Origin of the sequence: Paenibacillus sp. 2003 (genome assembly GCF_031455635.1) — a bacterium.
In the GTDB taxonomy this organism is placed as follows: Bacteria; Bacillota; Bacilli; order Paenibacillales; family Paenibacillaceae; genus Paenibacillus; species Paenibacillus amylolyticus_B.
Map to the genome: position 1 here is coordinate 95,426 of NZ_JAVDTB010000012.1, position 13,616 is coordinate 109,041.

Consider the following 13,616-nt stretch of genomic DNA (forward strand, 5'->3'; position numbering starts at 1 on the left):
AGTCTATTGTCCAGCTTCATGTGCTGAGCTTTTTATGATGTTAACTATTTTACGCTGAGCATCCCTGGCTTCCGGAATCGGATAGAGGACAAAGACATGGTTCATTTTGGGGTAAACGTATGTTTGATGATCGATTCTTTGATCCGTCAGCAGCTTGTCGAGCTTCATATTATCAGGAAACAAGCCCTCGTGAGTCCCGATAAAGATACTGATTTTGCCCAAACCGGCGAAATCTCCGTAGATTGGACTGATTAACGGATCGTTCAACGGTTTGTCAGCTGCCCAGATCCGCCGGATGACATCATACCCTTCCACAGCGAGCATAGGGTCGCGGGTCTCGTAATCAAATATGACCGGATTGTCCAGCACCATATCCACACAAGGTGATAACAAGATGATATCTTTGGGCTGCGGGAGATCATGCATCTTCAGATAATGGGCCAAGGCTAGGGATATGTTCCCGCCTGCGGAATCCCCCATAATGGTGAATTGTGCCGGGTCGTCCACAGAGGCGAGCAGATCCCGGTATAGATTGAGCAGTTTCGGATACGTGTGCTGATAGTTAAAATGCGGAACCTTTGGATAGATGGGAGCAACAACTTTGGCATTCAGAGCCTGAGCCATGCGGTCCATGAATTTCCAGTGTAAAGACAGCGGCTGGTGTGTATGCGCCCCGCCATGAATGTAGAGAATGACCCTCTGTTCACGGGAATGCTGATCGTTTAAGGTGAACACCTGCATGTCTTCATGAGAGCGCTCTTTAATGGAAGATGACAGTTTTGTTTTGCCCAACGTATACGGTTTAATGTTTTCCAAGCCCATATGATCCAGGTGTTTGCGGGTAAGCTCGCGTGTTGAAAAAGAATTCTTGGTATCTAACGTTCCGATATATTTCTCGAATAGAAAGCTCGTCAACGAGCGTTTGTGATTATGGATATACATGTTCATTGAGGAATCACCCTTCCTGATGGAGGTCAGATATACGATCTGTGGAGACTATAAGTTAAGTATAAAGGTTAAAGTGTACTTCAAGGTCAATCTTAATTTTTCCATCAAACCGATTACGGTTAGAGTAAAGCATGGTACCCGTTCTATGTTATGATATTTGCATCTTCAAAAGTTCGATTGAAGGGGCATAGCGTATGAATCAGAGCATACAACAATTTAAAGCGGATTTTTTCAAAGCGTTGGCACACCCGATGCGGATTCAGATTCTGGAGTTGCTGAGTGAAGGAGCCAAAAACGTGAATGAACTGCAAAGCATTCTGGGATCGGAAGGCTCTGCCGTTTCACAGCAACTGGCTGTACTGCGTAGCAAAAACGTTGTCCACGGAATAAAAGAAGGGACAACCGTCACTTATTCGCTGCGTGATCCGCTGATTAAGGACCTGTTGGCAGTCACCAAACAGATTTTTGACAATCATCTGGTTGATGCCATTTCCATGCTGGAAGATATTCGTAAAGAGTCCTGACACAATAAACAAGAGCAACTGGGTGTAATCACCGGAGGTTCTTGTTTTTTTGTGTTAGGTTCCTGCTGGGATTGTGCTTAATCCGATTGACAGGACGTATGCAGGGGAGTAGTCTTTTAAATATATTCAAATATTCAAATATATGAAGAAAAGAAGGTTTTTGTGCATGAAATGGATGGGGAGATATGCAGGGTACAATGCTGTCGCTTTTCGCAAGGATCTGTTATCGGGACTGATTGTAGGTATCATTGCGATTCCACTCGGTATGGCTTTTGCCATCGCTTCCGGGGTCAAACCGGAGTATGGATTGTATACCACAGTAATCGCAGGGATTCTCATTTCCTTGCTGGGTGGGTCCAAGTTACAGATTGGCGGGCCAACGGGGGCATTCATTCCGATCCTATTTGCCATTGTGATGCAGTATGGATATGAGAATCTGCTGATCGCCGGAATGATGGCCGGTTTGATGCTTGTACTTATGGGCGTATTCAAGCTTGGGGCATTAATTAAGTTTATTCCAAGGCCGGTGACTATCGGTTTTACGGCAGGGATCGCCGTCATTATTTTTAGCGGACAAATTACGAACTTTCTGGGACTTCGAGGCATCGAGAAACACGAGGATTTCTGGTCCAATATGAAAGAAATCGGGATGCATATCTCGACGATTAATATATACAGTGTGCTTACAGCTGGAATCTGTCTGGCTGTTCTTCTGCTTGTGCCCAAGTTTGCACCAAAGGTGCCTGCATCACTGGTGGGGCTGGTTCTTTCGACGGTAGTCGCGGCGTTCTTTTTTGAAGGGCAGGTGGCTACAATTGGTTCGTCCTTTGGCGCCATACCTAACTCCTTGCCTCAGTTTCATATGCCTGAGATCACTTGGGAGCGTATTGTGAACTTGCTGCAACCCGCTTTTGTCATCGCCATGCTGGGTGGAATTGAATCGCTGCTATCCGCAGTTGTTGCCGATGGCATGACCGGAAGTCGGCATAACAGCAATCGAGAGTTGATTGGGCAGGGGATTGCTAATATGGTGACGCCGTTGTTTGGTGGTATTCCTGCAACAGGAGCGATTGCACGCACAGCAACAAATATCAAATCCGGCGCAGTATCGCCATGGTCTGGCGTGATTCACGGTGTGGTGGTTTTGCTGGTACTTGTTCTCTTTGCGCCATATGCATCCCACATTCCTCTTGCCAGTATGGCTCCCGTTCTCATGCTGGTTGCCTGGAATATGAGTGAACGAAGATCCTTCGTACATGTCATGAAAACCAAAACGAGTGATTCACTCGTTCTGCTGATTACCTTTTTGCTGACCGTATTTACAAGTTTAACAACGGCTGTAGAGGTTGGGTTAATTCTGGCAGTCCTTTTATTTGTTAAACGCATGAGTGAGATGTTGAAGGTTGCCAAAGTACTGCCCGATCCCGATCATAAACATGAGAAAGTCATGGCCCACATGGTTCGGGAAGGACATGACTGTCCGCAAATAAGCCTGTATACAATTGAAGGGCCACTGTTTTTCGGCGCAGCGGATATGTTCGAGAAGTCGGTCATGGATTCAATTCATCGGCGACCGGGCATTTTGCTGTTGCGCATGGGTAAGGTACCTTTTATGGATACAACAGGCGAGGCTAACCTGGCGAGTTTAATCAAGCATTTTGAACGGTCGGGCGGAATTGTATTGTTATCGGGCATACAAGAGCAGCCGCTAGAGATGTTGAAACGAACGGGTCTGTTAGAGCGTTTAAATCCTGCCCATCGTTTTGAACATACTGGGGAAGCCATTAATTATGCGTTACAGCATTTAAACGAGGAGAGATGTAGGGGATGCAAACATTTTGCCTTTCGTGAATGTGCTGCATTGTCGAGTGCTGGCATCGACCCAGAGTGTAATAACCTGCTGAAATCTGGGAAGCGGGTCAATGCAAGCAGTTCTGTATAATCCACTCAAGAGAGAGGAAACTTGGAATTCCAAAGATGATGCACCCGTTTGAAATATATATTCTGGAAAATTAATGAAAAATAGACTATGTTATAGGTTGATAGGTGAATACGGTTACATCGTTCATCAGATGAGAAATAATCATATAAACTGGAGGAGTATACATATGTCCATTCAACCGACTGCTTTACGTTCAGTGCTTAACCCCAGGTATCTGGAGTCTGCATTGAGCAATCAGTATGACATTGGAACATGGGAAGAATGTTTGTTTTGGCTTAGAGGATTGAATGATACCTACCGGGTTCGCACGTCCAGTGGCATGTATATTCTCCGGATCTACCGCACTGAAATTACGGAGGCAGATGTTCAGTATGAGCTTTCGTTATTGTCTCAACTGAAGAACGTTCTAGGTTCTGCGGAACATACCGACATTGGAGAATACATCGAGAAGAAAGATCATACGGGATATACGGTGTTGGAGGCTGCGGAAGGCAAGCGGGTTGCTGTGATGTTTCGGTATATTGAGGGTACGGAGAACAACCTAGAGGATGAGGAGTCTTGTTACGCCTTTGGTCAATCTGCCGCTGAATTGCATGAAGCTATGGATCAGGTGAACATGGAGCTGCCACGATATGAGCTGGATCTAAAGTTACTTATTGACGAACCCCTTGAGCGAATTATCCACTATATCGGTGAGAACAATGAAGCAGCAGCATTTCTCCATACGTTTGCCACAACGTTAAAAGAACGCATCGTTGCCACTTCCAGACAAGACCTGGACTTTGGTCTGTGCCATGGCGATATGCATGGGAATAACAATGTATTTCAACAGGAACATCAGTTCATCCATTATGACTTCGAGTGGGCAGCCAAAGGCTGGCGTGCCTATGATTTAGCTCAAGTGAAAGTTCGAAAAAGACAGTCTGATGAGCGAAAAGCAGCATTATGGGATGCGCTAATGGCAGGGTATCGTTCAGTCAGAAGCTTCTCTGCCGAAGACGAACAGGCGGTTGATCTCTTTATTATCGCTCGCCGATTCTGGGTGATGGGTCTGGATGTTGCTTTTATCGAGAGTGATACGGGTGCGCTGGACTATGGTTCGGATTGGCTGGATAGTTTCGTGGAAGAATTCCGGGATACGGGGATTATATCCTAGCAAATGATGAATATTATTTAGGTGTAGGTTTGAATGTTTTAAGACCCTTCCGAGTCAACTTGAACTCGGGAGGGTCTTTTTCATCTTATATTAAAGGTAACAGGGGCACTTATTAGTTGGATGATGATGAAGAAGCGGCAGCAGCCGATGCTGCGGCAGCTGCGGCCATGGCGGCCTGCTGGGCAATAATAATGTTTGTGATGCTGGTTGAGATGGTTGTGGTTAGAACACCGTTGCGCAGATCCTCTACATGTTGTATGGCTACCAGAGCAGACGAGAACAGGAGCAACTCCTGTTTGTCGATTGACCAGGCACCGAAGCCTTTTTGAGTCCGTAACCAGTCATTTGTTTCCGCGACTTCATCCACTAATGAGTCTCTGTCCGAAGGCAGTAGAGAAAGTATCCCAAGAGAGGGTAATGTGTACGTTTTATCCATTCGAAGATCCCTTTTGCGAAAAGCTTCATTTAAGGCAATCACTCGAGCCCCTGCATCCGGGACATCTTCTCCAAGAACCAGGACCTGTGTTAACGCCTGCACACTGTTTCTGGAAGAGAACTCCGGTTTTAATTCGCCATAAAGTTGTTCCATACGTGCCACACCGGTATCTACTTCGAGATCGGAAAGGGCTAACATGGCAGCGAAAATGTAGTCATCCTGTCCAGTGAGGAAACGATGCTCTGCTTTCATGCCGTCATAAAATAATTTGGCCCGCTCCACCGTAGGCTGAAACTGGTCAGGTGATGTCTGATTTGCGATCTGATAGGCGGCAATAACCAGATAATCGGAGTTGCGGAACTTGATCTCTTTCATCAAATCATAGACATGCAGGGTGTCTGCCAGCTTCGTCTCTTCATCCGTTGTAAGGGAGAGCATGGCAGCAATGCTAATGGCCGAATTACCTCTGAATGAAGAGAAGAGTTTTGTGTTTTGCTTAATCAACTCATGGCTTTGACGAATGGCTTCCCCATCTGCTGTTTTATTCTCCGCTGCATAGAGCAGGGCAGCCAGACGGTGCATCATCGCATGTTGCCATTTGAACGACTTCTTGATGATCTGGGTGTTGGAAACAAATAATTCAACTCGTTCTGCATGATGCTGCTGCATAGGCACACCTCCATAATCACTGTTATTCTACAATACCCTTCCGGCTTCCTTCATTTCGTCGGTGTAACAGATTAGATGATTAGGAATATCAAATGAATTAAAGCGATTATTCCCATAGGGTAGATCAATGATCTGGAGAACCCGTTTTTAAATTCATTTCGAGGATGTTTTTCGAAAAAGAAGTGTAATACGGTATGTATGATGAAAAAGATATCCAGCACCCAAAATGTAATGGTCTGATACGAGCTAAAAAGAAGAGAGAGGATGATGGTATACATAGGCAGGTGAATCCAAGTGAAATACCTATAGGCTTTATCATCTTCCATATCTTTTAATACCATAAACAATTTCCACTCGGACCGCCTGATGGCATCCATTTCGTGAAGCAGAAAGAGAGACAGGTTAAACAAAAATAAGACCAGTAAAAAGTCAGGCATGTAAAGTCTCCTATTATTCAATTTAATAAAAGCAGGTCAATAGCGAACAAGTCACTTGCGGTATAGCGGTCCAAATATACAATACGTGAGTTGTCCTTTGGGGGTTCCAGTAGCCTCCCTGTGGAGTCATGTATAAGAAAGTCTCTGTCACTTTGCTTACACAACGCTACAGTGAATTGTTTATTGAACTGTCTGCCATATTCATTAAGCGGTTATCCTATACCTATATGTGTAGTGAATCCGTTTCCTCACATTCCTTGTTGTATTTCTGCGGCACATCTCGTACAATTTGGTGAAGTAATTCTGCATTGCGTTAATGTGAATGTGGAGGTTAAAGATTACATCAGGAAGCTGTACACAAGAAAAGGGGAGAATCGTTTGGAATCAAAGCAACTATCTAGAGGGCTAAAGCCCCGCCATGTAGAGCTGATTGCACTCGGAGGTACAATCGGCGTTGGTTTGTTCATGGGATCGGCAAGTACGATCAAATGGGCAGGTCCATCCGTGCTGCTGGCTTATTTATTGGCTGGTATCGTTATCTTTTTTGTCATGCGCATTATGGGGGAAATGTTGATTCAGGAGCCGGTCACGGGTTCGTTTGCAACATTTGCTCACAAATATATTAGTCCGCTTGCCGGATTTCTGACAGCCTGGAGTTATTGGTTCCTGTGGGTTACGGTAGGTATGGCGGAAGTTACGGCGATTGGCATCTATGTCGGGTATTGGTTCCCGGATATTCCGCAGTGGCTGCCGGCACTTGCTGGGGTGCTGATCATTGCGGCAGCGAATCTGGCGGCTGTGAAGTTCTATGGGGAATTTGAATTCTGGTTTGCGATGATTAAGGTGACCGCTATTGTAGCCATGATTGTGATCGGAACAGGTCTGATCTTCTTCGGCTGGGGGAACGGAGGACAGCCAATCGGGCTGTCGAATCTGTTTAGCCATGGCGGATTCTTCCCTGGAGGCATCAAAGGTTTCCTATTTGCACTGTGTATCGTAACGGCTGCGTATCAGGGGGTGGAGATGGTTGGCATTACAGCAGGCGAAGCGGAGAATCCGAAATACACCTTGCGTAAAGCGATCAAAAACATTGTGTGGCGTATTCTTATTTTCTACGTTGGTGCCATATTCGTTATCGTAACCTTGTACCCTTGGAACGAAGTAGGAGAAACGGGCAGCCCGTTTGTACTTACTTTTGCCAAAGTCGGCATTGTTGCTGCAGCGGGGATCATCAACTTTGTGGTGCTCACGGCGGCCATGTCGGGATGCAACAGCGGGATCTACAGTGCGGGACGGATGTTATACACACTGGCTGAGAATGGGCAGGCACCTGCCTTTTTCAAAAAGCTGTCTAAAGGCGGGGTTCCCCGCAACAGTATCGTCATCACAATCTCCTTGCTGCTGATTGGGGTTGTGCTGAACTACCTGATGCCGGACTCCAAATTGTTCCTGTACATCTACAGTGCAAGTGTTCTTCCGGGTATGGTTCCATGGTTCGCGCTGGCGTTCAGCCAGTTCCGATTCAGAAAGCGTTGGGACAACGAGATGGCAGATCATAACTTCAAGTCCAAATGGTTCCCGATCAGCAATTACATTATCATCGTGTATCTGATCCTCGTCATCATCGGTATGGCGTTTAACCCGGATACTCGCTTGCCTCTGGTTGTTGGAGCTACGTTCATGGCCATCGTGGTGGCTGGTTACTTCGCATTTGGCATCGGAAAAAGACAACGGATAGATGGCGGCGAAGATCGCTAGTCTAATATTCAAAAATCAACTTATATCGTAATATCATACATGCATTCCTTGAAACGATTGGAGAACCTGAGGGTGATTCAGCGTCATTCAGGGAGTGCATTTTATTTCTTAAAATGGTATGGGGTTAGGGGAGATTCAATGTTAGACGGTTGTCAGGGAATCTGGTTAGCTTAGTTTAAATAACGCCCAACTCGGTTACAAAGGAAAGAGTGCAACATTTAAGAAAACAACTTCTGTGATCGTATTGATCAATATAAATAACCAAGGAGGAATTGAACATGGCTAATCAAGATCAGCACACCATGCAAGACCCAACGACACAATATCCGAAGGCTACACCGGAATGGAAACAGCAACAGGATGAGCCGGGGCTCCAGCGTGAGATGACCCCTGTTCCCGATGCGGGTGAGAAAAGTTATAAAGGCAGCGGACGTTTAACGGGACGCAAAGCAGTTGTGACCGGGGCTGACAGCGGAATTGGCCGGGCGGCAGCGATTGCGTTTGCCCGTGAAGGTGCAGATGTTGTTCTGGCTTATCTTCCGGAAGAGGAAGCAGATGCGCAAGAAGTTGTGAAGCTGATTGAGGAAGCCGGTCGCAAAGCAATCACGATGCCAGGTGACCTGAAGGATGAGAAATACTGTGAAGAACTCATTGAATCTGCGGTAAAAGAGCTTGGCGGGATTGATATCCTCGCTAACGTGGCAGGTAAACAGCAGTTTGTGGAGCAGATTGCGGATCTGACCACCGAGCAGTTCGATGCGACGTTCAAAACAAATGTTTATTCCATGTTCTGGCTCTGCAAAGCAGCTGTGAAACACATGAAACCGGGCAGCTCCATTATCAACACATCATCCATTCAGGCGTACAAACCTTCGCCAATCCTGCTGGATTATGCGACAACGAAGGCAGCCATTAACACGTTCAGCAAAGCGCTGGCGCAACAGGTGGGTAGCAAAGGGATTCGTGTCAATGTTGTTGCACCAGGCCCGGTATGGACACCACTTCAGGTCGTGGGTGGACAACCAGTCGAGAAGCTGGCTGATTTCGGCTCCAATACACCGCTTGGTCGGGCAGGACAACCTGCCGAGATGGCTCCGGCATTTGTGTTCCTGGCAAGCCAGGAATCCAGCTATGTGAGCGGCGAGACACTGAATGCGAATGGCGGTACGGTTAGTCCGTAAGGTGTTAGATAATCCGATTATAGTATCAGAGGATACCATCTCCATAGTGGGGGCGGTATCCTCTTTTTTTTCGTTAGGATGAGAGAAATAAATATTTTTATATATGAAAGCGTTCTTATATAAAATGGGAAAGGCACATGGTAATATATTCAAGAACATGATCTTCGCTCCCAGCTCTGAGAGTGCGTTGCTTATACAATGAATCTGTTCAGATCAATACACTATGCCTAGGAATCGAAGGAGGAATTCTGTAATGGCCAAGAATGTACTTAAACTAGGTGACCCTGTCATAAGCACGTACACATCATATGGGACATTAACATCCGTTATGCACGAAGATTTATGGCCATGGATTTTCAATAACTTTATACAAATCAGGTATGCACATGGATGGGGAATTTTTTCGTTTGATTCTCATCAGTTTCTGCTAAGTACCTGTCCGGGAATTTCCTTTTACAACCTGCCGCAAGAAATTGTAATTAGCAAATGGGGAACATCACTTAAGCAAGTGATTACGGAAGCGATAGATATGGGGTATTATCTATATATTTATGCAGATAGATACTACCTTGCGTGTACAGACTATTATCAGAAAGAACATCTCATGCACGAATTATTGGTGTACGGGTATGACCTGGATCAAAATTTGATATACATTGCTGATAATCTTGATGATGGTAAATTCATACAAACCGTATGTAGTCTGGATGAACTTGAGAAAGGCTACTGGACCATGTCTAATGAGTACAGTTTTTGGACAGAAGTGAGATTTCTCAAGCCTATCCAGAATATCAATTATGCAATTCATGTGGAGCAGATTATTACGGCAATGGAAAACTATCTTAACTCAAGCGAGACATATGACTTAGTGAGAGATCAGAAATACGATTTTGGAATGCAAGCCATTCAACGCATCTTTACCGACATTGAGCAGGCAGCCCTAGTTGGAGAAGCATTGGATTCACGAGTCTTTCATCTTTTGTATGAACATAAGCTACTAATGGAGTTACGTTTATCTTATTTAATGGAGAAATCAATCATTGATCGAGATGAAACCTTTATGGAATTAAGCACTGTTCTGAAACAGGACTACTTTAAATTGAGAAATATAGTTCTGAAATACAATATAACGCGTGATGCAAGTACACTAAATAAAATAAATGAGAGATTGCGAGAGAATCTCATGAAAGAGAAAGCATTTATTTCTTCTTTTATTACGAGATTACAACAGGTTAAATCAATGGTTTGAAGTCATCTAACAATAGAAAAAAATCCCCTTTGCTTGTGAAAAAGCAAAGGGGATTCCTGTGTAACTAAGTTACTTCTGCTCTGGTTTCGGGTCCAGAATGGCATAACTGCCAAGCGTGGCTAATTGTGCTGTATTCAGAAGGGCTTCATCGACCGCAGCGAGGGCTTCACCGGCAGCTGTCATCAACTCATCAGAGTCCACAGGTGAGGCAAAGCGGAGAACAACCCGGTTCTTTCCTTTTTTAAGTTCACTCTCAGCCTTGGTTTTGTACTCATTAATAGATGCGACTTCGAGATCATTCTGTACATAATAATCATTGGCATCGCTCTCGCCATTAAACATCGCGAGCTCGGAATCAAGCCAATAATCTTGATCCGCTATCGTTTTCTGACTTGCAGCAGTCTCATCGTTAGCATTGTACAGGAAGTATGGGATGCCGGAGTTCGTCAGGTTGTTGGTGGCATCGACATGGAACCATTCATTTCCGATTTTGACCTTGTTCCATGCATGTGGGACGCCGCTGGAAGCGCCTGTTACAACGATGCTTTCCAGTCCCGAGAGATCCGAGAGCAATTTGTAAACGGAAGCATAGCTGGCACATACCCCAACACCTTTGACCAGAATACCGTATGTGGTAAACGAGTCATTGAACTGCGGATCGACATTTTTGAAGTTGTTCTGCTCCGCATTTTCCAGCGCCGCATCATCATACTTCGCGTTATCGTTCAGATAATCGTAGATGGCTTTTCGTTTCTCGTCTTCGTTCATGCCATCCTTGATAATGGAAGCCACCACTTCGTTCGCTTTAGCAATAATCTCATCTTGCTTCTTCTGGATACTACTAGCCGATTCATTATAATGAATCGAAAGGGTAAGCGTACCATAGTTGTATTCGAAACCTTCCACACCAAGAATCAATGGATTCTGGTACATCACTTTCAGAACAACATCTGAGAGTGTCGTGAAATTTTGAGCTTCGGGGAAAGCTTTTAACGAAATTTTATCTTGTGCCGCAATCATGTTTTTGGCTAAAACTTCTTCCAATGCGGAATCTGCATTGATCATTGCATCACCTGTAGCAGGCTGAGGCACGGTTTCCTGGTTACCTTGTTCTACATTTTGCTGTGTATTGGATTTCTGTTCATCTACCAGGTTGTCTTCTACAGCTTCAGGAGCTGGAGCAGTTGCTTCATTGGAAGCTTCCTCAGAAGCTATATCTGAAGAATTATCATCGGAAGCCTCAGTAGATAGAGGATCAGTTGCATCTTCTGACGTCCCAGTATCGGTTGTAGACTCTGTAGTTGGAGTTTCCGAAGTTGTTGCTTCTTCTTCTTTTTCCGTTGCAGACGCAGGTGCATCATGATTGTTGATGATCGTTGGCACATCAGGCGCAGGGACGTAAGTTGTGTCATTCTTCGGTTCCACCAGTCCGTTGCTGGAATCGGCTACGGTTTGCTGAGCAAGTCTGTCCAGGTCTGCTTGAGTCACATTTTCTACGCGCACGTAACTTTTCAGAGCTGTTCCTTTAATATGAAAAGGAATATTCGTTTCATTGAACTCTGAAATCTCTACGCTTTCGGTATCATAAACAATGGTTTCACGGGCTAGAGATCCGTCATTGTACTCAACTGTTGTCTTCTGAGGAAGTACATCTATATTCTTTAATTTCTCCCTATACAATTGTTCTTTCAGAGATGTTGGTAACTGGGAAGCAAGCGGAGCTGTAGGGACACCTCTGCTAAAATTGGATTCTTTGCCTCCACCGATTGCAGTGACGTAATATTCTCCTCGTATACCATTGTTCTGAGTGGTAGTTATCATTTCATTATAAGTGCCTAGCCCGCCTTTTCCATCTCTCAAAAAATCATTGAAAGACGTCTCTGTTGTTACCGCAATATCTAAAGGCAGACTATTACTGAAAGCATCCTCTGCGCCAGTTAGAGGTACATTTGTATCAAAGTTGGTTAGGTCAGAACGTTTATAAATTTTATATTCGGTGGCACCTTCAACCTTGTCCCAGACCAACTTGAACCGTCTGTCTTTGTCAATTTCGTATCTTAAGTTGGGTACAGGTAACTCTGATTTCACTGTAAATGGAATAATGATGGGTTGATCAAGCAGTGTTAGCTTCTCAGCATCCGGATCATAATTCAGGCGAATGTAATAGATTGGGGCACCACCCCAAGAACTTTGATCCTTGTTCATCATGGAATCTGAACTTAAAACACCCCACCCAAGAGGTTTAATGGAAACACTATTGTCGTTTGTTTCTGGAATGGCATATACATCGCTTGCTTTGAGTGCTTTAATATCGGTATGTACACTAATAATGTCACTAGCTGACAGGTTACTTTTACGTAAATCTGCCTTAAACTTGAACGTAAATTCTTCATCCTGAGCTACGTTGTACATCGGCATGATCGCTGGTTCCGATTCGGAGCCGTATTTCTGCTTCAAACTTAAAATGGTAGAACCTTCTACGACTTCGGTAGGATTATTCTCGGACGGACTGCTTTCCTGCTCAGTACTCTGGCATCCAGCCAGTAACAGGGTTAGTGCAAACATAATGAAAAAAAGACGTTTCATGATACACCGCTTTCTTGTTTTTCTGAGTTGCTCTAATGGCTACGTTCTACACACCGAAAGATTATCAGATATGGTTAAAACCCTTACTCAAACCTCTTAACGGACAAACCTCCTATTAATTTCCTGATATCCTTTGCTAGTTTATGGTCATATTGACGCATTGTCAAGGTGTGAGGGTAGGTTTTAAGTCCTGTAGAACAATAGAACAGTTGTAATTCCGTAGCGTGTGTTCCATGTTAGAATACAAGAATTACTACATATTTATATATAAGCGAAACAATTGAATAGACTGGAGGGGCTCAGATGACAGCAGAACAGATTGTCAGAACCTTTTTTGAAGAGGTCCGATCAGGCCGAAATCCTGATTATGCAAGCAGCGTGATGGCGGAACAGGTACTGGCTCATCAAGTGATATCCGAAGATGAGGTCACGGTCACCCGAACACCTTCTGATTATGCAGATCATGTGCGAGAAATGATCGAAGCTTACGGGGAATTTTCATTCGAAATTCAAGAGATGCTGACGCAAGGTGATAAAGTCTATGTGCGCTGGAGACAAACGGGTACCCATATTGGCGAAGTGGACGGATACAGTCCAACCAACCTCCCGGTGATTGAAATTGCGAGTGCGGTATACCGAGTGGAAAACGAACGAATTGCAGAGTATTGGATTCAGATCGACAGGATGGGAATCGAGAAACAATTGGTACGGAATCGGAGCTGATTTTTTC

The 13,616-nt window shown here is 44.7% G+C and carries 11 protein-coding genes; 7 read left to right on the forward strand and 4 right to left on the reverse strand.

The window, feature by feature from the left end:
* Positions 1-3: 3 nt before the first annotated feature.
* Positions 4-948 carry an alpha/beta hydrolase fold domain-containing protein gene (locus J2X75_RS28205; RefSeq protein ID WP_310342626.1) on the reverse strand — a complete coding sequence of 315 codons (945 nt, stop codon included), beginning with the start codon at positions 946-948 and terminating at the stop codon, positions 4-6.
* Positions 949-1,142: 194 nt separating this feature from the next.
* Here J2X75_RS28205 and J2X75_RS28210 point away from each other — a divergent pair, with 194 nt between their 5' ends.
* The 3 genes from J2X75_RS28210 (at position 1,143) to J2X75_RS28220 (ending at position 4,570) form a co-directional block, all read left to right on the forward strand.
* On the forward strand, positions 1,143-1,472 hold the full coding sequence (locus tag J2X75_RS28210) for an ArsR/SmtB family transcription factor (protein ID WP_017690603.1): 330 nt from the start codon (positions 1,143-1,145) through the stop codon (positions 1,470-1,472).
* A 166-nt stretch (positions 1,473-1,638) separates the two neighbouring features.
* A complete protein-coding gene (locus J2X75_RS28215) occupies positions 1,639-3,414 on the forward strand; it encodes a SulP family inorganic anion transporter (protein ID WP_310342630.1) in 1,776 nt (591 codons plus the stop codon).
* A 166-nt stretch (positions 3,415-3,580) separates the two neighbouring features.
* Complete coding sequence (locus J2X75_RS28220; RefSeq protein WP_310342632.1) at positions 3,581-4,570, forward strand: phosphotransferase; 990 nt, start codon at positions 3,581-3,583, stop codon at positions 4,568-4,570.
* 112 nt (positions 4,571-4,682) lie between these two features.
* On the opposite strand, the gene J2X75_RS28225 is transcribed toward J2X75_RS28220, so the two are convergent.
* Both J2X75_RS28225 and J2X75_RS28230 read right to left on the reverse strand, forming a co-directional pair.
* On the reverse strand, positions 4,683-5,675 hold the full coding sequence (locus J2X75_RS28225; RefSeq protein ID WP_310342635.1) for a DUF4003 family protein: 993 nt from the start codon (positions 5,673-5,675) through the stop codon (positions 4,683-4,685).
* A 71-nt stretch (positions 5,676-5,746) separates the two neighbouring features.
* Positions 5,747-6,112: a DUF6713 family protein gene (locus J2X75_RS28230; RefSeq protein ID WP_017690584.1), complete on the reverse strand. Its 366-nt coding sequence runs from the start codon at positions 6,110-6,112 to the stop codon at positions 5,747-5,749.
* Between the two features lie 378 nt (positions 6,113-6,490).
* Here J2X75_RS28230 and J2X75_RS28235 point away from each other — a divergent pair, with 378 nt between their 5' ends.
* The 3 genes from J2X75_RS28235 (at position 6,491) to J2X75_RS28245 (ending at position 10,300) form a co-directional block, all read left to right on the forward strand.
* On the forward strand, positions 6,491-7,870 hold the full coding sequence (locus J2X75_RS28235; RefSeq protein ID WP_307539830.1) for an amino acid permease: 1,380 nt from the start codon (positions 6,491-6,493) through the stop codon (positions 7,868-7,870).
* Positions 7,871-8,148: 278 nt separating this feature from the next.
* The gene (locus J2X75_RS28240; protein ID WP_310342641.1) at positions 8,149-9,051 is read left to right on the forward strand and encodes an SDR family oxidoreductase; all 903 of its coding nucleotides are present in this window, start codon (positions 8,149-8,151) and stop codon (positions 9,049-9,051) included.
* A 253-nt stretch (positions 9,052-9,304) separates the two neighbouring features.
* The gene (locus tag J2X75_RS28245) at positions 9,305-10,300 is read left to right on the forward strand and encodes a cysteine peptidase family C39 domain-containing protein (RefSeq protein ID WP_310342644.1); all 996 of its coding nucleotides are present in this window, start codon (positions 9,305-9,307) and stop codon (positions 10,298-10,300) included.
* Positions 10,301-10,369: 69 nt separating this feature from the next.
* On the opposite strand, the gene J2X75_RS28250 is transcribed toward J2X75_RS28245, so the two are convergent.
* A complete protein-coding gene (locus J2X75_RS28250; RefSeq protein WP_310342646.1) occupies positions 10,370-12,886 on the reverse strand; it encodes a transglutaminase domain-containing protein in 2,517 nt (838 codons plus the stop codon).
* A gap of 303 nt (positions 12,887-13,189) precedes the next feature.
* Between J2X75_RS28250 and J2X75_RS28255 the strand changes: the two genes are divergently transcribed.
* Positions 13,190-13,609: an ester cyclase gene (locus J2X75_RS28255; protein WP_310342648.1), complete on the forward strand. Its 420-nt coding sequence runs from the start codon at positions 13,190-13,192 to the stop codon at positions 13,607-13,609.
* The last annotated feature ends 7 nt before the right edge of the window (positions 13,610-13,616 follow it).